Consider the following 20,195-nt stretch of genomic DNA (forward strand, 5'->3'; position numbering starts at 1 on the left):
AGCCGCCGTCCGCCTCGGCGTCCGGGTGGGGGCGACCGGCGGCGGCCCCGGACATCCGACGATGTCCGGGGCCGCCTTCCTGCCGGGCCGGCGCGGTCAGCCGACGTTGTTCCCGTCACCTCCTTCCCCGACCTCACCGTGTCCCGCTCCTCCGTCGTCGGCCCCTCCGTCGCCGACGCCTTCGCCCTGACCGGCCCCACCGTCACCGGCGCCGTCGCCCGCACCGTCCTCGGCTCCGCCTTCACCGGCACCGCCGTCGGCACCGTCCTCGGCACCGCCTTCACCGGCCCCACCGTCGGCACCGTCCTCGGCCCCACCGTCGGCGCCCTCCTCGGCACCGCCGTCAGCCCCGTCCCCGGCTCCGCCTTCACCGGCACCGCCGTCGCCCGCGCCGATCTGGGCGCCGACGGCGCTCAGGGCAGTGGTCACCGGCTGGAAGAAAGTCTCGCCGCCCGAGGTGCAGTCGCCGCTGCCACCGGAGGTGAGGCCGATGGCGTCCCCCTCCCTCGTGAACAGGGCTCCTCCGCTGTCCCCGGGCTCGGCGCAGACGTTGGTCTGGATGAGCCCCGACACCGTCCCCTCCGGGTAGTTGACGGTGGCGTCGAGGCCGGTCACCTGGCCGTCCCGTAGACCGGTCGTGCTGCCCATGCGGAAAACCTGCTGGCCGACCGCCGCCTCCGACGCCCGGGCGATCTCCACGATGTTCTCGCCCACGTCCACGGCGCTCGGGGCGTCGGTGTTCGGGTCGTCGTACGTCACCAGGGCGAAGTCGCCCTCGCCGGGGAAGACGGCTTCCTGCACGGTCCCGATCGGGTCGCCGTTCTGCTGTTCCGCCCACTGCTCGACGGCGACGCCGCAGTGACCGGCCGTGAGGAAGCCGGGCCGGCCGTCCTGGGTGGTGACGTTGAAGCCGAGCGAGCAGCGCGAGCCGCCGCCGAAGATGGCGTCGCCGCCCTCGATGAAGGGCTTGAACTCGCCCTTGGACTTCTGGATGCGGGCGACGCCGTCGCCCAGCGCGCGGACCGCGCCCTCGACCTCGTCCCACCGCTCCCCCGTGACCGTACGGTCGGCGGTGACGATCACCTGGTTCGTGCGCGGGTCGACGGCCCAGGCGGTGCCGGGGACGGTCGCCTTGGCGCGCAGGGAGTCCATCGCGGAGGCGAGGGCCGGGAGGCTGTTCTCGACGCGGCGCGCGACGGCGCCGGCCTTCCGGACCTCGGCGTCGACCTTGTCGCCGTCGCCCACGACATTGACGACGAGCTGCTGCCTGCCCGCGTCGTAGTAGGCGCCGCCGTAGGAGTCGCCGAGCTGCTTGCCCAGCCGCTGCAGGAGTTCCGTGGCCGAAGCGGCGCTCATCTTTCTCGGCGAGCCCGCCTGCTCCCCCGCGCCGTCCTGCGAGGCATTGGCCTGCGGCAGCAGGATCGCCGCGGCGACGATGCCCACCGCCCCGGCGCCCGCGAGTATGGCCTTCCGCTTGGGTATTCGCCTGTGACTCAACTCTTCGCCTCCAGCATGGTTCCGGACTGAGGTCGCCGCGAGGGCGACCGGGGGACGCGTCCGGCCTTTCATACGGGCGGCGGAAGAGATCCGTTCATCACCTCCACGAGGAACTGCCGGGAGGGCCTTGACGGCACGGAGCGCCGGGCGGGCTTCCCGGCGTCAGCTGGGGCGGGGGTCCGGGCGCTCCGTCGCACGCGTCCGCGGCGTCGCCGTCCCGTCCGTCCCGCCTGTCGCGGGAGTGGCGGGAGTGGTGTGTGCCGTGGATGTGGCGGGCGTGGCGTGCGTCTGCCAGTCGAGGATCTGGACCGCCGCTCCGGCGCCTTCGAGACCGCGGCAGTGGGCGTGGTGGCGGCGGGCGATGCCGTCGAGGTCGAGGTGGCGGCCGAAGGCCGGGTGGGCGGAGAGGCGGCGGGCGTAGGACCAAAGGTGCGGGTGATCGGCGATGCGGTGGACGGCGGCGGCGTCCAGGTGCCAGCGGTGGACGGTGTCCAGACCGACCAGTGTGACCCACAACTGCACGTCGACGGCCGTGAGTTCCTCGCCGAGCGCGTAGGGCCGGCAGGCGAGCCGGCGCTCCAGCGCGCCCAGCGTGCGCAGCAGACGGGCGACGGCCCTCCCCCGCGCGTCCGGGTCGGTGCCGGGTTCTCCGGCGCGCTGGGCGGCTGCCTTGACGCCCTGTTCGCAGAGTTGGTCCAGGGCCCGTGTCTCGGCCTCCGCGCCCGGGGGGTAGAGGACGGGGCGGTCGGGTCCGAGGTCGCCGAAGCGCCGGGCCAGATCGCGCAGGATGTCGGGGGTGTGGGTGCTGACGATCCGGCCCGTCCAGTCGTCGCCGAGCACCGGGGCCGTGGCCGCGCCGGGGTAGTGGTGGGCGCTCGCCTCGTACAGCGGGCGTAGTGCGGAGTGTTCGCCGTCCGCTCCGTCGGGGACGGCGGGCAGCAGCGTCACGGGCAGTTCGCCGTCGAGCCCCAGCAGGCTGTGGGTGACGGCGATGCGGAGACAGTGGGGGCAGGACAGGGAGAGGTGGAGGCGGTAACGGCGCGGCGCGGCGTAGTGACCGCTGCGGGCGTCGCAGCCGATCCTGCCCCGGAAGGAGGGCGGGGAGGGGAAGGACGGCACGGCTGTCAGGGGCGTGGCGGACATGAGTCTGACTCCCGGGTCCGGTGACTGGTGCTCAGGGATGATCTGGGCGACGGAGGACGGGCGGTGTACGCCCGCGCGGGGAGGACGGGCGGCGTACGCCCGTCCCCGCCGGCTCAGCCCGAAGGGCTCGCCGCGCTGCAGACACGCAGCAGATCGATGTGGCGGCGGGAGGTCAGAAGCGGGGTCGCGGGGGGAGCCGGCGGGAGCGACGGCCGACCCGAGCGGATCGCTCGGTCGGTGGCCGGCTCCGGACGCCCCATCATTTCCTACCTATTCGCCAGGGATACTGCTTCGGAGTGTCGGACGACGGCCCCGGCGCGTCAAGAGGGCCTCCGGACATCCCCTTTGCCGTCTCACATGCTGGAGGGTGCGGCGGACGGACGGCGGGGACGGCAGCGTATGGACGCACAGCCGCCGGCAGGGGCGGCGGCGCGCGTTCACCTGCGCTGCCACTCGTCGGCCAGCAGTGCGTAGGACCGCACGCGGTCGGCGTGGCCGTGGGTGATGGTGGTGATCAGCAACTCGTCGGCTCCGGTGGCCTCCTGGAGCCGTTCCAGCTGGTCGGCGACGTGTGCGGGGCTGCCGACGAACTGTGTGTCGACCCGGTCGGCGACGAGCGCCCGGTCCGCCTCGGTCCAGGGGTGGGCGCGGGCCTCCTCGGGTGTCGGGAAGGGGATGGCGCCCTCGGCCGTACGGATGCTGCGGACCCAGGAGGCGTAGCCGGTGGCGAGTGCGCGTGCGGTCGCGTCGTCCTCGGCGACGACGACGTCGGCGGAGACGCTGACGTAGGGCTTGTCGAGGACGTCGGAGGGCTGGAAGGCGGCGCGGTACCCCTCCGCGGCTTCCAGGACCGAGGCAGGGCTGACGTGGTAGTTCGCGGCGAAGCGCAGGCCGTTGCGGCCCGCGGTCTCGGCACTCTGGCCGCCGCTGCTGCCCAGGATCCACACCTGGAGGTCGGCGCCCTCGCCGGGGACGGCGTGCGCCTCGATGCCGTCCGCCGAACGGTAGGTTCCGGCGAGCAGGGCGAGGATGTCGTCGATCTGCTCGCCGTAGTCCTGCGCTTCGGCGTGGGGCTGCTGGAGCAGTCTCCGCTGGAGTGCGACGCGGGGCGACCCGATGAGGTGCTCGAAGGAGAACGGGGGCGGTATCAGCAGCCCGTTCGGCGTGCGGCCGTCGACGACGGGCGTCACGGTCCGGGTCCGGGCCTGCGACGGGGCGGGGTGCGGCGGTGCGGGGGTGGCGGGTGGCGTGCTCGGCCGGCCGGCCGAGCGGCCGAGCCCCAGGTCGAGGCGGCCGGGGTGCAGCGCGTCGATCAGGCCGAACTCCTCGACGGTGGACAGCGCGGTGCGGTGGCCGAGCTGTACCGCGCCGGAGCCGAGGCGGATCGTCGAGGTCGCGGAGGCCGTCAGGGCGAGGACGACGGCGGGCGAGGCGCCCGCGACGCCGGGGTTGAGGTGGTGCTCGGCGAACCAGTAGCGGGCGTAGCCGTACTGCTCGGTCCGCCGGGCCAGGTCGATGGAGTTGCGCAGCGCCTCGGCGGCGGTGGAGCCGGACGAGACGGGCACGAGGTCGAGGACGCCGAGGGGGATGCCGGACATGGGGTGGGGTGCTCCTCAGTGGTCGGTGCGCGCGGACAGGGCCGGGGCCGGGCCGTCGGGTACGAGGTCGGCTCGGGGGGGGTGACGTACGGCACGAGGGTGTAGCCGCCGGCGGCGTCGGCCCGCACGAGATCGTCGATGGGCCGGGAGACGGCGGCCGGGGAGCCGACGAGGGACCGGCGGGTCCCGGCCTCGCCCGCCGGGTCGCCGGCCCACCCGGCGAGGCGGAGCGCGGCGGAGGGCGAGGAGGTGGAGGACGGCGGTCCCGGCGGGCGGCGGCTCCTGCGCTCAGCCGGTGGCCGCGAGCAGGGGCGTACGAGGAACGCCGCCGAGCGCGGCGGAGAACCGGTCGACGACCTGGGCCAGCGCTTCGGCCGTGCCCGAGGCGACGAGCAGGGTGCCGTCGTCGCCGACCGCGAGGTCCTTGTCGAGCGTGAACCACCCCGGGGTGATGTGGGCGGCCCCCATCGAGGCCAGGACCGGGCGCAGGGCGTAGTCGATCGCGAGGACGTGGGCCGTGGTGCCGCCGGTGGCGAGGGGCAGGACCGTCTTGCCTTCGAGTGCGTACTGCGGGAGGAGGTCGAGCAGGGATTTCAGCAGGCCGGAGTAGGCGGCTTTGTAGACGGGCGTGCCGATCACGACGCCGTCCGCGCGGGCGAAGAGCGCGGCGGCCTCCGCTATCGCCGGATGGGCGAAGTCGGCTCCCAGCAGAGCCTCGGCGGGGAGGGTGCGCACGTCCAGGGGGATGACGTCGTGGCCTTGGTCCGCGAGCCGGGCATCGAGATGACGCAGGAGGCGGGCGGTGCGGGAGGTGGCGGAGGGGCTTCCTGACACGGAGAGAACGGTGGCCATGAGGAGTCCTTGGGTTGCTGGGCTTGCGGAGGCGAAGGGCGTCGTTGCGGGAGGGGCGGGGCCGGGCGGCGGCCGGTGCGCTCCGGCCACTGCCCGGGAGGGGCTGCGCGCCGGGCGATAGGGTCCGGCCGCCGCCCGGGAGGGCTACTTGCCGTTCTTGGGCAGGCCGGGCGGGTTGATCTCCGACTTCTCCACGGCCTCGGCGGAGAGCCCCCAGCGCTGCAGCACCTTCGCGTACGTGCCGTTGCGGATGACCTCGTCGAGCGCGGCGGCGAGCGGCTTCGCCAGCCCGCTGTCCTTCTTGGTGGTGGCCGCGATCAGGCCCTGGAGGGTGGCGCCCGCGCCGGAGTGGGTGCCGACGATCTCGGTCTTCCCGCCGGCGGCGACGTGGTAGGCGGCGGTCGGGTTGGGGCCGAGGTAGAGGTCGATGCGGCCGGACTGGAGCGCGAGGTAGGTGTCGCTGACGTTCTGGTAGTACGTGATGTTCACCGGCTCGCGGCCGGCCTTCTCGTTCTCCTTGCTCCACTCGACCAGCAGCTTCTCCTGGTTGGTGCCGGTGTCCACGGCGACGGTCCTGCCCGCCACGTCCGCGGGCCCGGTGATCTTCAGGCCGCTGCCCTTCTTCGCCTCGAAGGCCAGGTCGTCCTTGTGGTAGGTGGCGAAGTCGTACTTCTCCTTGCGCTCCTCGGTGACGGTGATGTTGCTGAAACCGACGTCGTACTTGGCGCTGTCGAGGCCGACGAAGACGTTCTCCCAGGAGACGGTGTTGAGGTGCGGCTCGAGGCCGAGGACATCGGCGACCAGATGGGCGAGGTCGGGCTCGACGCCGATGACGGTCTTGTTGTCGGTGGCGCGGAAGGTCAGGGGCGCCGTCGAACCGGAGGAGCCGGCGATCTCGAGCGTCCCTCTCTCACGGATCTTCTCCGGGACCTGGGCGGCGATGGACTCGACCTTGCCGGTGGTGATCCGCTTCTGGTCCGGGCTCAGATCGATCTTCGTACGGGCACCCGACGCGGCCGCCACTTCGGTCGTACCGCCGTCCGAGGGGTTGGAGCAGGCGGCGAGGACCAGTCCGGCGGCGAGTCCGAGCGCGGCCGCGGTCGTGCGACGGGTGAGAGTCGTGCGACGGGTGAGAGAGGTGGACACGGTGGGTCTCCTTGCGTGAGCGGATGGCACGGTGCCACGGGCGTACGGGGCGAGACGCCCGTGAGGGGTCGTCCATGAGGTGCGGGGACGCCGAGGGGCGCGTCAGAGGACCTTGGAGAGGAAGGCACGGGTGCGGTCGTGACGCGGGGCGTCCAGGACGGCGGCGGGCGGGCCCTGCTCGACGACGACACCCCCGTCCATGAAGACCACGGTGTCGGCGACCTCGCGGGCGAAACCGATCTCATGGGTCACGACGATCATCGTGGTCCCGGAGCGGGCCAAGTCCTTGATCACGTCGAGGACTTCGCCGACCAGCTCCGGGTCGAGCGCCGAGGTCGGCTCGTCGAAGAGCAGCACCTTCGGTTCCACGGCGAGAGCGCGCGCGATCGCCACGCGCTGCTGCTGCCCGCCCGACAATTGCCGGGGGTAGGCGCCCGCCTTGTCGGCGAGGCCGACCCGCTCCAGCAGACGGCCCGCCGCCTCGACCACCTCCTTGCGCGGGCGGCGCAGGGCGGATACGGGGGCTTCGACGAGGTTCTCCAGCACGGTGAGATGCGGGAAGAGGTTGAAGTTCTGGAAGACGAACCCGATGTGGGTGCGCTGCTTCAGGACCTCCTTCTCCTTCAGTTCGTGCAGCTTGTCGCCGGAGCGGCGGTAGCCGATGAGTTCGCCGTCGACGCTGATCCAGCCGCGGTTCACCTTCTCCAGGTGGTTGATGGTGCGCAGCAGGGTGGACTTCCCCGAGCCGGACGGGCCGAGGACGACGGTGACCTCTCCGGCGCGGACCTGCAGGTCCACCCCGCGCAGCACCTCCAAGGGGCCGAAGCTCTTGTGGACTCCGCGGACGTCCACCATCACGTCGCTCATCGGGCTTCTCCGAGGGTCTTGAGGGGGACGACGGGCCGGTCGTGGCGCGCCGCCGCCGCGCGAACGTTCCGTGCGAAGCGCCGGGCGCGCTGGAGCGGGGTGGGCGGCGGGGTGCGGTCGGCGCCCCGGGCGAAGCGGCGCTCGACGTAGTACTGCGCGATGGAGAGGAGCGAGGTCAGGAGGACGTACCAGGCGGTGGCGACCAGGAGCAGCGGGATCACCCTGCCGTTGCGGCCGTAGATCACCTGGACTTGGTAGAACAGCTCCCCGATCGCCATGACGTAGACCACCGACGTGCCCTTGAGGAGGCCGATGATCTCGTTGCCGGCCGTCGGGAGGATGGCCCGCATGGCCTGCGGGAGCACGATCCGGCGGATCTGCCGCAACCGCGGGATGCCAAGGGAGGCGGCGGCCTCCAGCTGTCCGGGGTCCACCGAGATGACGCCGCCGCGCACGATCTCTGCGGCGTATGCGGCCTGGTGCAGCGAGAGGCCGATGAGGGCGGCGCCGATCGTGCCGATCAGGCTGTTGCTGTCGACGGACCAGAACACCGGCCCGAAGGGGATGCCGACGCCGAGCCGTTCGTACAGGGCGCTCAGATTGAACCAGAACACCAGCTGGACGATCATCGGGATGGACCGGAAGATCCAGATGTACGACCAGGCCACCGTCTGGAGCACCGGGCTGTGGGAGAGCCGCATGAAGGCCAGGACGGTGCCGAGGAGGAAGCCGAGGACGGTGGCGTAGGCGGTGAGCTGGAGGGTCGTTCCGACGGCCTGGACGATGGTCTCGGACAGGAAGTACGCGCCGAAGACGGACCACTCCCAGACGGGGTTGGTGGCCAGTCCGTGCGCGAACTGCGCGACGAGCACGGTGACGACGACGGCGACGGCCCAGCGGCCGTAGTGGCGGGCCGGGACGACCCCGAGCCCGTCCGGCAGACCGCGCTCCGCGGGGGCCTTGCGGCGCGGGGCGGCGGGCGCCCCTGCCTCGCGTACGGGTGCGGCCGGGGGGCCGAGGTCCTTCTCGAAGGGCAGGGGGCCGATGGTCTCGGGGTCGGCGTCCGTGTCGAACAGCGGGGTGTAACCGGTGGCCAGGTAGAGGCCGCGCGCCTCGGGCTGGCGGGGGCCGGTGGTGAGATAGATCCGCCGGTAGCCCCGGTCGGCCGCCTCCCGCTCCAGTTCGGCCACGACCCGGCGGGCCAGGCCGCGTCTGCGGTGGGCGGAGTGCGTCCAGATCCGCTTCAGCTCCGCGGTGGTGTCGTCGAATCGGCGGAAGGCGCCGCCCGCGACCGGGGCACCGCCCTCCAGCAGCAGGAGCAGGACGCCGCCATGGGACGGGGCGAACTCCTCGTCGGGGTAGCGGGCGAGTTCGGTGTGGGCGTCCTGACCGTAACGGGCCGCGTACTCCTCCCCCAGCTCACGCAGCAGCGGCTGGACGCGCGGGTCGGCGACCGGCACCTGGACGACGGTCAGACCGGGGGCGTCGGGCACCGAGGTCATCGTCGGACCGCCACGCGCCGCTCGGACCCGGACTCCGGCACGCCGGCCGCGTCCCGCCCGGCGCCGGGGGCCGTGGCGGGGCCTGCGCCGACGAGTCCGCGGCCGGCCTCCCCGCCGGCCTCTGCCTCCGCCTTCGCCGCGCGCTCGGCGTCGCGCTTGGCGACCTCGTCGCGGACGATCGGGATGACGTACCGCCCGAAGTCGATGGCGTCGTCAAGCAGGTCGTAACCGCGGGCGGAGAGAATGTCGACGCCCAGGTCGTAGTAGTCGAGCAGGGCCTGGGCGACCGTTTCCGGGGTTCCCACCAGGGCATTGGAGTTGCCCGCGCCGCCGGTGGCGGCGGCGGTCGGCGTCCACAGGGCCCGGTCGTAGCGCTCACCCGCCTCCGCGATGGCGACCAGCCGCTGCGAACCGGTGTTCTCCGGCGCCCCGGTGCGGTGGTGGCGTACGAGTCCCTGCTCGCGGCGGGCCCGGATGGCGCCGACCGTGCGATGGGCCTTCTCCCAGGCCAGCTCCTCGGTCGGGGCGATGATCGGGCGGAACGCCACCTGGATGCGGGGCGCTTCGGGGCGGCCCGCGGCCTTCGCCGCGGCCTTCACGGTCTCGATCTGCTCGGCGATCCTCGCCAGTGGTTCGCCCCACAGGCAGTAGATGTCGGCCTCGGCTCCGCCGGCCGCGTACGCCGCCGGAGACGAGCCGCCGAAGGAGACCCGCGGCCGGGGCTGCTGGACGGGGAAGACATCGCTGACGAAGTCGTGGAAGCGGTAGTGCTCGCCCTCGTGGTCGAAGGGCTCGTGGGTGGTCCAGATCCTCTTGACGATCCCGATGTACTCGCGGGTGCGGGTGTAGCGCTCGTCCTTGGTGAGCGTGTCGCCCTCGCGGCCCTGCTCGTGGTCGTTGCCGCCGGTGATGAAGTGGACCGTCAGTCTGCCGTCGCTGATCCGGTCGAGGGTGGCGAACGTCTTGGCGGCGAAGGTCGGGTACGAGACGTTGGGCCGGTGGGCGAGCAGGATCTGCAGGGTGTCGAGCCTGCTCGCGAGGAAGGCGGCGGCCGGCGCCGGGTCGGGCGAGCCGGAGCCGTACGCGAACAGCACCCGGTCCCAACCGTGTTCCTCGTGGGCCCGGGCGAGCCGGAGGGTGTACTGCTTGTCGAACGCGTCACCGGAGCGAGCGGTCGTTTCCGACCCGTCATGGGTGGCGGCGATGCCGAGGAACTCCACAGGCATGGGAGGTGACCTTTCCTCAAGTCTTCGGGTGCTGAGGGGCGATGGGCCCGGCGGAGCTCGGGTGGGGGCGGGACAGGCGGACGCCGGGGGCCGGCCGAGCGCGGCGGGGCCGGGCACGGCGGCGGTCCGCGGCGCGGCGGGCCGGAGCCTGAACGCGACACGGGAGGGTGCGGGGACGCCGGGCGGCAGCGGCCCGGGCGGAACGAGGGGTACGGCTGCGTGTCCACGCTCGCGGAACCGTTCCGTGCCCGGGTTCAGGGCGTACGGGAGTGGTGCTACGAGGGGAGGGCTCGGCCCATCACGCGGGCGCCGAGGGAGAGGAGCGGCCGGTCAGACGGCCCGCTGCCGAGTCAGGCGCAACACGCCGCGGACCACACCCGACCGAAGTCGATGTGGCCACGGGTGACCAAGCGCTGCTCAGCAATCATGCGAACACTTGAGCATTACTCGCGCTTCTCGTCAACCGTTGCCCGGATGCCGGACCGACGTCGACCCGGCCCTTCCCGTGCCTGATCGCCGACGCGTGGGCAGTGCTGCGCGTGCCACCGGGAAAGGGGTCAACCCCTTTACACAAAGGGCTTGTTGACCTTCCCAACCGACGCCTCCGACCTCCCTTGTCTCACTGTTCGAGAAGTAATTGTCCATCATACGAACACCCTCTTGGGGTGAAGGCTTCCTTCTGCCACGATCCCTAGCAACCCGGTAGGAGAACTAGGGATTAGGGGAGGTGGCCATGGCACCGCTCGACCGCGCACATCCGGCGCCGCCTCTTCTGGCCTCGCGTCGTCACATCGACCTCGGCCGCGCGTCCAGCGCCCTCTGTCCGCCTCACTGACGTTCCGGTCCCGCCCCGCCCTTCGGCCGAGCCGACGCGAGGCTCCGCCGGCGCTGCACGTACCGCTTCGGCCGCGCACCTTCCGGTTCCGCGCCGCCTGCTCCTCCCGCGCGTTCCTCCGACGATCCGCGTGCCCGCACCGGTGCCGTCGTCCGTCCGCCCCTTCACCGCTCACCCCCGATCGCCCGCCGATCGCCCATCCGTTGAGAGGACACCTCCGTGTCTGCCGCAAGACCGCTCGCCACCGTGCGTACCCTCACCGCCCTCGCCGCGCTCCCCCTTCTGCTGACCGCGTGCGGCTACGGCTCCGAGGGCGCCGACGACACCACGCAGCCCAAAATCGCGGCGGACGCCAAGAAGCTGTCCGTCGAAGAGGTGCGGATCGGCTACTTCCCCAACCTCACGCACGCCACGGCCCTGGTGGGCATCCAGGAGGGCATTCTCCAGAAGGAGCTGGGCGGCACCGCCATCAAGGCGTCGACGTTCAACGCCGGCCCCTCCGAGATCGAGGCGCTCAACGCCGACTCGATCGACATCGGCTTCATCGGCCCCTCCCCCGCGATCAACGGCTACACCAAGTCCCACGGCAAGAACCTGCGGATCGTCGGCGGCTCGGCCTCCGGCGGCGTGAAGCTCGTCGTCAACCCCCAGAAGATCAAAACCCTGGACGACCTCAAGGGCAAGAGGATCGCCACCCCGCAGCTCGGCAACACACAGGACGTGGCCTTCCTCAACTGGATCTCCGAGAAGGGCTGGAAGGTCGACGCCCAGAGCGGCAAGGGCGACGTCTCCGTGGTCCGCACGGACAACAAGGTCACCCCCAACGCCTACACCTCCGGCTCCATCGACGGCGCCTGGGTGCCCGAGCCGACGGCCTCCAAGCTCGTCACCGAAGGCGCGAAGGTGCTGCTCGACGAGTCGACGCTGTGGCCCGACAAGAAGTTCGTGATCACGAACATCATCGTGTCCCAGAAGTTCCTCACCGAGCACCCGGACGTCGTCGAGGCGGTCCTGCGCGGCTCGGTGAAGACCAACGCATGGATCAACGCCAACCCGGACAAGGCCAAGGCATCGGCGAACGCCAAGCTCAAGGACCTCACCGGCAAGCCCCTCGGCGCCGAGGTCATCGACGCCGCCTGGCCCTCGATCCAGTTCATCAACGACCCGCTCGCCGCGACGCTCCAGGCCCAGGCCGACCACGCGGTGAAGGCCGGACTCCTCAAGAAGCCCGACCTGAACGGCATCTACGACCTGAAGCCGCTCAACAAGATCCTGAAGGCCGAGGGCCGGCCCGAGGTCGCCGACGCCGGCCTCGGCGTCAAGTAACCGGACAGGCACAGCGGTTCGAACCGGCGCGCGCCGCCCGGGCTCCTTCCGAGGGCCCCCGGGCGGCGCGCCCGGCCGCGCTCCGGAACGGTCGGTTGCCGGATAATGACGATCAGCCGCCGCCCGTGCGGCTACGGTCTGCCCGCACCTGGCGGAGCCGAGGCCGTCGGTGTCCACCGGGGGAACACATGCGCATAGGGATCTATCTCGCCCACCCGGGCCCGGGCAGCTTCAACCACGCCCTGTTCGACGCCGTCGTGGAGGAGCTGCGCGGAAGGGGCGCCGAGGTGACGGCGCACGACCTCTACGCCGAAGGGTTCGCACCGCTGGTCTCCGCCGACGAGACGGAGACCGTCGAGTCGGCGGAGGGCTCCCATGACACCCAGGTGGCGCGGCACCAGGCGGAGCTGGCCGCGCTGGACGGCCTGGTGTTCGTGCACCCGAACTGGTGGGGAATGCCGCCCGCCGTTCTCACCGGCTGGATCCAGCGCGTCCTCGCGCCGGGGGTCGCGTACAAACTGCAGACGGCGGAAGGCGAACCGGCCGGGCTGCTGAAGGCCGGGCGCGCCTTGGTGCTGAACACCTCCGACACTCCCGCCGAGCGGGAGGAGCGCGAGTTCGGCGACCCGCTGCAGAGCATCTGGGCGGCGTGCGTCCTGCCGTACGTGGGCGTCACGGACGTCCGCCGGACCGTCTTCCGGACCGTCACGGGCTCGGCCCCGGAGGAACGCGCGGCCTGGCTGGCCGAAGCCCGCGAACAGGCGGCGGCGCTGCTCGGGTAACCCGCGGGGCGGCCCTCGGCGTTTCGGCCAACTCCCCACCGAGGCACGGTCCCTGTCCGGCAAGGGTCCGTGTATCGCGCACCCTCGCCGACTCGCTTCCCCCGGCGGATCACACCCCGACCGAAACACGTGTGTTCGAACATCGGGGAGCTGTCGTTGACCTCCACACCAGCCTGACGGCTCGCTTCCGGAGGTCCCATGCGCCCCTTGCCCACCCGACCCGTGCCCGCATCCTCTCCCCCTCCCGCCCTGCCCGGGGCCGTCCCGCCCGCCGCCCCTTCCGTGGCTCCCGTGCGGGGCTCGGCTCGTCGGGACGCGCGGGGGACGGCATGAGCGACCCCACTCCGGCGAACGCCCCCGACGACACCGTCCCCGCGCCGCGCACCGCGCCGCTCCCGCTGCCTCCCCCTCCCCGGACCCTGCCGACCGGCTCCGGGCAAGGGGACATCGCCGAGGAGATGGAGGAGGCGTACTGGTCCGTCCACGACGGCGCGGCCGCCGGCGCGACGGTCCGCCAGGTCCTCGCCCGACTGCCACGGATCACCGCGCAGATCGGCCGGCTCGCCTGGTGGGCCGACCGGCGCGCGACGGCGGGGGTCGTCGTGTGCCAGCTGGGGTCGGCGGCGATGAGCGCCTTCGGGCTGATCGCCGGGGTCGCGGTGCTGCGGGAGCTGTTCGCGCAGGGACCGACTCCCGACCGGGTGCGGGCCGCCGTCCCGCAGATCCTCCTCGTCGTCGGGTTCCTCGCCGCGCGGGCGCTGCTGGAGGCGGCGGTCGCGGTGGCGCAGGCGCGGATCACCCCGAAGATCCGGACCGCGCTGGAGAGCGAGTTCTTCCGGCTGACCGCACACGTACGCCTGGAGGTGGTGGAGGACGCCGACTGGCACGACGAGGTCTACCGCGCCAACGACCGCGGCCTGTTCTACGCCCGGCAGATCGTCGGCCAGGTCGTCTCCCTCGCCTCCGCGGTCCTCAGCCTGGCCGGCACCGCCGGCGTCCTCGGCATCCTGCACCCCGCTCTGCTGCCCCTCCTCCTGCTCTCCGTCCTGCCCGTGGGCCTGGCGGCCGTGCGCAGCGCGCGGTCCCGGTTCCACTCCTTCAAACGGTGGAACGCCCTGCAGCGCCGGGTCCGCGTCTTCTCCTGGCTCCTCCTCGACCAGGACGCGGCCGCCGAACTCCGCTCCGACACGGCGCAGGGCGCGCTCCTCGACGAGCACCGGCGCCTCATCACCCGTATCGCCGAGGAGGACACGCGGCTGGGCGTGCGGGCGGCCCTGCTCAACCTGGGCGGGCGCGGCGTCGGGGGTCTGGGCACCGGGGTCACCTACGCCGCGCTCGCCGCCATGCTGGTCTCGGACTGGCTGCCCCTGGCGGCCGGCGCAGGGGCGGTGCTCGCCATCCAGGCCGGGCAGACCTCGCTGACCCGGCTCGTCGAGTACGCGCACCTCGTGTACGAGCACGCCCTGTGGGTCGACGACCTGCTGGCCGTCCAGGAACGCTGCCGCGGCCTCCAGCTCCGTACCGCCGAAGCCCAGGCGCCGGACCGGGTGCGGACCATCACCCTGGAGGACGTCTCCTTCACCTACGCCGGGAAGGACACCCCCGCGCTGAGCGGGGTGTCCCTCACGCTCCACGCCGGCGAGACCGTCGCCTTCGTCGGCCTCAACGGCTCGGGCAAGAGCACCTGCGCGAAGGTCCTCGCCGGTCTGCACGACGTCCAGCAGGGACGGATGTGCTGGGACGGCGTGGACGTACGCGACCTGGACGCGCAGTCCCTGCAACGGCGGGTCGCCTGTGTCCTCCAGGACCCCGTCCACTTCCCGTTCAGCGCGCTGGCCAACGTGACCGTGTCGACCGGCAGCCTGACGGAGGCGGACCCGGGGCCCGTCCTGGCGGCGGTACGGGCGGCGGGCGCCGATCAGGTGATCGAGGCGCTTCCCGGGCAGTGGGAGGCGCTGCTGTCCAAGCGCTTCCGTGGCGGGCAGGAGCTCTCCGGCGGCCAGTGGGCCAAGATCGCCGTCGCCCGCGGACTCTACAAGCGCGCGGCCCTGCTCCTGCTCGACGAGCCGACCGCGAGCATGGACCCGCCCTCCGAGCACGCCGTCTACGAGGCGGTGCTGCGCGGTCGGCTGCGCGAGGACCAGATCACCGTCCTCATCTCGCACCGGCTGGCCAGCGTCGTCGACTGCGACCGCATCCACGTCTTCGACTCCGGCCGGATCGTCGAGTCGGGCACCCACGCCGAACTGATGGCGCTGGGCGGCGACTACGCCGACATGTTCACCCTCCAGGCCGCCGCCTACCAGCCCCGGAACGCGGCGCATGCCGAAGGGGCGGCGCCCTGACGGCCGGAGCGCACGCGCAGCCGGCCCTCGGTCCCGCGGGACGACCGCGGGATCAAGGGCCGGGTGCGGGACCCAGGGCCGGGCGCCCTCGACGGCCGACCGGAGCGGTCGGCCGCCGGGCGTCCCTCATCGGTTCAGGTAGTCCTGGCGCAGGGCGTTCAGGATGTCGGCGGCCTCGGGCAGCTCCGCCTTGCGGCAGCGCGCCGCCGCGGTCGTGAGACGGGCGATGGCCTCCTTCACGCGGCCGAGGCCGTTGCCCTCGATCAGCGCGGCGATCCGGACCGCTTCCGCGCGCGGCACCTCGCCCTGCTCCCCGCCCTGCTCGTGGGCGGCGATGGCGGCCTCCGCCTCGGCGAGGGCCTCGGGGAACCGCTCGGCCTCGGCCAGGACACGGGCGCGGCGGTAGTGCACGCTGCCGCTCTCGTACCAGGGGACGAAGCCCTCGGTGTCCTCCGGGACCGCGACCCGGACGGCGTCGGCCTGCTTCAGGTGGTCCAGGGCCGCGTCGAGGCCGTCCGCTCCCCGGGACAGCATGGTGAGACGTGCGAACTCGCACATCATCTGTGTGATCAGGGGGGCATTCGGTGCCTCGGCGTGGGACGCGACGGCGCGGTCGTACGCCGCGACGGCCGCGTCCCAGCGGTCCGCCATGGCCAGTGCGGTGGCCGCCTCGGCCGCGACCAGGGTGTGGATCACCCCGTCGTCCTGCCACCCGGCGACGGTGTCCGCGAGGCGCAGGAACTCCTCAGCCGCCGGAAGGTACTCCTCCAGTTCCCGCAGGCCCCGCGCCAGCGTCAGCCGCGTCTGGGCCAGGAGCCGCTCGTCGAGGCCGGCCGAGGCCTCGTCGGCGAGGACGGACTCCAGTACGGCGACGGCGTCGGCCTGCTGCCCGGTGCGCGCCAGGACGTCGGCGAGCTGGAGCCGCATGTCGGTGGCCTCCTCGTGCGCCCCGGCCTGGTCGAAGCGCGCGGCGGCCTCCGAGAGATGGCGTACGGCGCCGCCCGCGTCCCCGAGGTGCGAGGCGGCGTGGCCGAGCAGGCCGTAGGTCGGAGCCAGCGGGAACTCCGTGTCGTCGTAGCGGACGGCGTCGGCGAGGGACCGGTGCAGCAGCTCCGCCGCCTCCGCCGGCTCGTTCCTGGACATCAGGATCTGGGCGAGCAGGGCGCGCGGGCGCGATCCGCGCCAGGGGCGGTCCGAGGCCTCGATGTCCTCGAGCGCCGCCCGCAGCTCGGTCTCGGCGGTCTGGACGTCACCGCGCCGGCCCGCCAGGTCGGCCAGGAACTGCCGGGCGTTGGCGATCTGGTGCGGTACGGACAGGCGCTCCGCCTCGCGGTGGAGCATACGGGCCTGCTCCTCGAGCCGTTCGACGGCGGCGTCGGCCGGCTCGGGAAGCTGCCGTACGGCTTCCTGGTAGGCGGCGAAGGTGCAGGAGTACAGCACGGCGAGGTACTCCCGTACCCGCTCCGCCGCCCTCTCGGTCGTGGACTCGGCCTCCGACTTCCCCGGGTTCTCGCCGGTGAGCGGTGCCTCGGCCGCAAGGCGTTCCGCCGCGCGCAGCGCCTCGTCGATACCGGCCCGGATCGCGTCCGACGCGCCGCCCTCGGTGGGCCCGTCCGCCTCCGGGGTTCCGTCGGCGTCCCGCGCGCTCTCGTCGGGAGCCGCTTCCCAGGCGAAGGCGCGGGTGCGGGCGGAGAGGGCGTGCCAGGGAAGGCCGGCCTGTTCGAACAGGTCGGCGGCCCGCTTCAGTTCGGCGATGCTCTCCGCGTCGACGTCCTCCAGGGAGAGGAGGTAGGCGCGGTGCTCCGCCAGCTCCGCGTGGAGGACGTCCTCCGCGCCGAGCCGGTCGTCGTGCGGCGTGTTGTCGTCGGCGAGCCGGTCGGCGACACGGCTCCAGAGCCGGCTGCTGCCGGGGTGGCCCTGCGCCGACAGGCGGCGTGCCTCCCGCACCAGAGAGACGAAGTCCTCCGGTACGTCGGGCCCGGCGGTCGCGGCCGCGGGGCCGGGCCGCTCCCCCGCCCCGGCACCGTTCGTGGCGGTGGCGGCGGGAAGTCGGGTGACGGAGGTCCGCAGGCCGAGCGGCAGCGGCTCGTCGAGCAGCGGGGTCCGGTCCAGGCGAGTCCGTCGGTGGTCCCCGACGGCCGTCGTGCCGTTGCGGGCGTCGAACGCGGCGGCGAGCCGGTCCGCTTCGGTCCGCACGTGGGCGAGGAGCGCGCCGGCGGTCCAATTCCGTCCTGGCGGCCCGGCGACCGCGGTGTCGGTGTGCCCGTCCGCGAGGAGCCGGGCGAGCAACACCTCGACGCCGGTGAGGAAGCCCAGCCGGGCCAGCGGGGCGCCGGTGGCCTCGAAGAGCGGACGGTTCTCCGCCAGGATCTCCAGTCCGCGGCCCTCGTTGCGGGACAGGGCGCAGAACTCCAGGTGCAGACCTACCTCTTCCTGCATGCCCGTGTTGCCGCGGACCCGGCGGTAACCGGTGAGGTGGTGGGAGCGTGCCTCGTCCCACCGGGCCCGGTCCTCGCGGCCGAGGCGCAGCAGCGGCAGCAGGGCGCGTGCCTGGGTCATCTGCGGTTCCTCGGTGCAGCCCATCGCCCCGTCGAGGACCGGACGCCAGCTGTCGAGCGCGGCGGCGTCGTCGCCCGACACCACCTGGTGCCAGGCGAGGTGCCGGGTCTCGCAGGCCTCGCAGTCGCTCAGTTCGGTGCGGGGCCGGGTGGCCCACAGGTCGTAGGCGTCGGCGGTGCCGACGCCGGTGTGCGCGGCCACGTGGTAGCGCATCGCCGCGACGGGCTGCATGCCGTGCCCGGCCTTCTCGTAGCGGGTGCGCATCTGGTCGATCCAGCCGTGGAGGGTCGCCAGGGGGACCTCGGGCACCTGCAGCAGGGACGTCGTCACCCACTTGAACCGCCAGAAGACCTGGTGGGCCTCCCACTGGCTGAAGGCCTCGGGGGCGGTGTCCCACAGTTTGAGCAGGCGGGCGAAGGTGACGGGCGACTTGCGGTGCTCGCCGGTGAACTCGTACGCCGACATCAGCTCCAGCAGGGCGGTGACGAGGACGTCGTTCTGGTCGAAGGGCTCGGCGGCCTCGACGAGTTCCTCGGCGGTGATGGTGCGCTGCAGGCCGTGCGGGCGTTCGTTGTTCTCGCGCAGCGCCTCGACGACGGCCTCGGGAGTGTCCAGCATCTACAGTTCCTTCCGGGGTCCGGAGCCGTCGGCGGCCGTGCCGGTGTGGTGCATGGCGTGGGTGAGTAGGCCGATGAAGGCCCGGTTGAGCAGGGCGCTCTCGCCGGCCCGGAGCGGGCGGCGGCTGAGCAGCAGGGCCTGGCCGTAGAGGGCCTCGGCGGTGGTGACGGCGAGGCCGCGTTCGGAGATCGTGATCGCCTGGCGGACCAGCGGGTTGAGATGGTTGAGGACGAGCTGGGCGCGCGGGGTCTCGTGGCGCAGGGAGCCGAGGATGTCGGCCCAGAGGCCGTCGCTGTCGGCGGCCATGCTCGACCTCGTCCGCTCGTGGCGGGCCTCCCGGTTGTCGAGGAGGAGCGCGGGCGCGGTGACGGGCTGGAAGTCGCGCAGGACGACGTCGCAGTCGTGGACACCGATCGTCTCGCGGGCGACGGCGAGGAAGGCGGCCGCGCGGAGTTCGGCGGTCGGGTCGACGGCGTCGAGGTGGGCGGTGACGGTGGCGGGGTCGAGGTCGGTGACGGTCGTGCCGGGGCGGATCTCGGGGAGCCGCAGGACGAGGTCGCGGTCGTAGGTGTAGCCGCCGTTGACGACGCCCAGTCCGGCGGCCGCGGCGATGGGGGCGACCTGGCGGAACTCCTCGACGCTGCGCGTGACCAGCAGGGTCGGGTGCGTCCGCGCGAACTCCTCCAGGGTGACGTTGCCGTCGGTGGTCTCGAACGGCAGCCACGGCAGGACGATGCGCAGCAGTTCGTCGTCGTAGCGGGCGAGCGCCTTGACGGCGAGGTGGTGCGTGTCGATGAAGCGGTGCAGCAGGGACGGGTCGCTGGCGGCGAGTCCGGTGAGCCAGTCCCGGATCCGCTCGCCGAGGGCGTCCCGTACGGCGGACAGGGTGCCGTCCTCGTACAGCGACTCCCGGGACGCGGTCGGCCGCAGACTGGTGGTGTCGACGACGCAGCGGACGAAGAACGCCCAGTCGGGCAGGAGTTCGGGCGCCTGGTCGGTGAGCAGCATGCCCTTGAGGTGCACCCGGTGCCCGGCGCGCTGGGCGGGGCTCACGGCGGTGGGGAGGACGTAGGCGACGCCGCGCAGGCCGGCCGCCGGGAGGTCCAGCTCGATGGTGTCGAGCGGGGTGAAGTCGAAGAGGCCGCGGCAGTACGCGGTCATCGCCTCGCGGCGGGCCAGCGGGGAGCGGTGGTTCTGCTCCCACGGGGGCGTCTCGTTCACCCGGTGGGTCTCGCCGCGGGGGCCGACGACGGTGACCTCGTGGCGGAGCAGGCCGCCGTAGTGCCGGGCGAGGGAGACGACCCGCTCCGGGCTCGTCCACTCGGCGTTGTCGGCGCGCGGGACGAGGCGGACGGTGGTGCCCGGCTCGGGCATGGCCGAGGCGGGCAGGGTGCGGATCGTGTACCGGCCGTCGGAGTGGCCGCGCCATTCGACGGTGGGCGCCGCCGGGTCGGCGGCGGAGCGGCTGAGGACGGTGATCTCGTCGGCCACGACGAAGCAGGCGAGCAGGCCGATGCCGAACTGGCCGATGAACTCGCCGCGGGCGGACTCGAGTCCGGCGCCGTCCAGGGCGCCTTCGGCGGTCCGCTTGGAGCTGCGGCCGATGGTGGCGAGGAACCGGTGGACGTCGGCCTCGGTCAGCCCGATGCCGGTGTCCGTGACGGTGAGGGTGTCGCCGGTGCGGACGGTGATGGTGGCGGGCGCGCCGGGGGTGGCCGCCTGCCGTGCGGTGATGGCGTCGACGGCGTTCTGCAGCAGCTCGCGGAGGTAGACGCGGGGGCTGGAGTAGAGGTGGTGGGAGAGCAGGTCGACCAGGCCGCGCAAGTCGACCTGGAAGGAGTGCGTGGTCTCGGAGTGAGGCACCTGACGGAGTCTTTCGGTGGGCGCGCGAGCGGTGTG

At 73.0% G+C, this 20,195-nt stretch carries 13 protein-coding genes and 1 pseudogene; 3 read left to right on the top strand and 11 right to left on the bottom strand.

What is annotated here, in order from left to right:
* Positions 1–96: 96 nt before the first annotated feature.
* The 9 genes and pseudogenes from ACZ6RC_RS29020 to ACZ6RC_RS29060 all read right to left on the bottom strand — a co-directional run bounded on the left by ACZ6RC_RS29020 (position 97) and on the right by ACZ6RC_RS29060 (position 9,831).
* Positions 97–1,497 (bottom strand): S1 family peptidase, encoded by a 1,401-nt coding sequence (locus tag ACZ6RC_RS29020; protein WP_469588687.1) that lies wholly within the window; start codon positions 1,495–1,497, stop codon positions 97–99.
* A 162-nt stretch (positions 1,498–1,659) separates the two neighbouring features.
* A complete protein-coding gene (locus ACZ6RC_RS29025; RefSeq protein ID WP_469588690.1) occupies positions 1,660–2,640 on the bottom strand; it encodes a glutathione S-transferase C-terminal domain-containing protein in 981 nt (326 codons plus the stop codon).
* Between the two features lie 437 nt (positions 2,641–3,077).
* Positions 3,078–4,238: an LLM class flavin-dependent oxidoreductase gene (locus tag ACZ6RC_RS29030; RefSeq protein WP_469588693.1), complete on the bottom strand. Its 1,161-nt coding sequence runs from the start codon at positions 4,236–4,238 to the stop codon at positions 3,078–3,080.
* Positions 4,239–4,526: 288 nt separating this feature from the next.
* Positions 4,527–5,090 (bottom strand): NADPH-dependent FMN reductase, encoded by a 564-nt coding sequence (ssuE, locus tag ACZ6RC_RS29035; RefSeq protein ID WP_469588696.1) that lies wholly within the window; start codon positions 5,088–5,090, stop codon positions 4,527–4,529.
* 144 nt (positions 5,091–5,234) lie between these two features.
* A complete protein-coding gene (locus ACZ6RC_RS29040; RefSeq protein ID WP_469588701.1) occupies positions 5,235–6,236 on the bottom strand; it encodes an ABC transporter substrate-binding protein in 1,002 nt (333 codons plus the stop codon).
* Between the two features lie 102 nt (positions 6,237–6,338).
* Positions 6,339–7,103 (bottom strand): amino acid ABC transporter ATP-binding protein, encoded by a 765-nt coding sequence (locus ACZ6RC_RS29045; RefSeq protein ID WP_469588704.1) that lies wholly within the window; start codon positions 7,101–7,103, stop codon positions 6,339–6,341.
* The gene (locus ACZ6RC_RS29050) at positions 7,100–8,140 is read right to left on the bottom strand and encodes an amino acid ABC transporter permease (RefSeq protein ID WP_469588885.1); all 1,041 of its coding nucleotides are present in this window, start codon (positions 8,138–8,140) and stop codon (positions 7,100–7,102) included. The genes ACZ6RC_RS29045 and ACZ6RC_RS29050 overlap by 4 nt, the downstream gene beginning before the upstream one ends.
* Positions 8,141–8,191: 51 nt before the next feature.
* Positions 8,192–8,605: pseudogene (locus ACZ6RC_RS29055) on the bottom strand (GNAT family N-acetyltransferase); the annotation flags it as partial.
* A complete protein-coding gene (locus tag ACZ6RC_RS29060; protein ID WP_469588707.1) occupies positions 8,602–9,831 on the bottom strand; it encodes an LLM class flavin-dependent oxidoreductase in 1,230 nt (409 codons plus the stop codon). The gene ACZ6RC_RS29060 and the pseudogene ACZ6RC_RS29055, both read right to left, overlap by 4 nt.
* Before the next feature lie 1,054 nt (positions 9,832–10,885).
* On the opposite strand from ACZ6RC_RS29060, the gene ACZ6RC_RS29065 reads away from it, so the two are divergent.
* The 3 genes from ACZ6RC_RS29065 (at position 10,886) to ACZ6RC_RS29075 (ending at position 15,119) form a co-directional block, all read left to right on the top strand.
* Positions 10,886–11,992 (top strand): aliphatic sulfonate ABC transporter substrate-binding protein, encoded by a 1,107-nt coding sequence (locus ACZ6RC_RS29065; protein ID WP_469588710.1) that lies wholly within the window; start codon positions 10,886–10,888, stop codon positions 11,990–11,992.
* Between the two features lie 188 nt (positions 11,993–12,180).
* Positions 12,181–12,774: an NAD(P)H-dependent oxidoreductase gene (locus ACZ6RC_RS29070; protein ID WP_469588713.1), complete on the top strand. Its 594-nt coding sequence runs from the start codon at positions 12,181–12,183 to the stop codon at positions 12,772–12,774.
* 329 nt (positions 12,775–13,103) lie between these two features.
* A complete protein-coding gene (locus tag ACZ6RC_RS29075) occupies positions 13,104–15,119 on the top strand; it encodes an ATP-binding cassette domain-containing protein (protein ID WP_469588716.1) in 2,016 nt (671 codons plus the stop codon).
* Between the two features lie 126 nt (positions 15,120–15,245).
* Here the strand turns inward: ACZ6RC_RS29075 and ACZ6RC_RS29080 are convergent, their stop codons facing one another.
* Both ACZ6RC_RS29080 and ACZ6RC_RS29085 read right to left on the bottom strand, forming a co-directional pair.
* On the bottom strand, positions 15,246–18,296 hold the full coding sequence (locus ACZ6RC_RS29080) for a hypothetical protein (protein ID WP_469588719.1): 3,051 nt from the start codon (positions 18,294–18,296) through the stop codon (positions 15,246–15,248).
* A complete protein-coding gene (locus tag ACZ6RC_RS29085; protein WP_469588722.1) occupies positions 18,297–20,159 on the bottom strand; it encodes an HSP90 family protein in 1,863 nt (620 codons plus the stop codon).
* Positions 20,160–20,195 lie beyond the last annotated feature (36 nt).

This window comes from Streptomyces sp. NPDC048353 (genome assembly GCF_055587165.1).

What these genes read in the sequence shown, in the direction of transcription:
- ssuE (WP_469588696.1), bottom strand. Translation starts at nt 5,090, where the DNA reads ATGGCCACCGTTCTCTCCGTGTCAGGAAGCCCCTCCGCCACCTCCCGC.
- ACZ6RC_RS29060 (WP_469588707.1), bottom strand. Translation starts at nt 9,831, where the DNA reads ATGCCTGTGGAGTTCCTCGGCATCGCCGCCACCCATGACGGGTCGGAA.
- ACZ6RC_RS29045 (WP_469588704.1), bottom strand. Translation starts at nt 7,103, where the DNA reads ATGAGCGACGTGATGGTGGACGTCCGCGGAGTCCACAAGAGCTTCGGC.
- ACZ6RC_RS29025 (WP_469588690.1), bottom strand. Translation starts at nt 2,640, where the DNA reads ATGTCCGCCACGCCCCTGACAGCCGTGCCGTCCTTCCCCTCCCCGCCC.
- ACZ6RC_RS29075 (WP_469588716.1), top strand. Translation starts at nt 13,104, where the DNA reads ATGAGCGACCCCACTCCGGCGAACGCCCCCGACGACACCGTCCCCGCG.
- ACZ6RC_RS29070 (WP_469588713.1), top strand. Translation starts at nt 12,181, where the DNA reads ATGCGCATAGGGATCTATCTCGCCCACCCGGGCCCGGGCAGCTTCAAC.
- ACZ6RC_RS29080 (WP_469588719.1), bottom strand. Translation starts at nt 18,296, where the DNA reads ATGCTGGACACTCCCGAGGCCGTCGTCGAGGCGCTGCGCGAGAACAAC.
- ACZ6RC_RS29030 (WP_469588693.1), bottom strand. Translation starts at nt 4,238, where the DNA reads ATGTCCGGCATCCCCCTCGGCGTCCTCGACCTCGTGCCCGTCTCGTCC.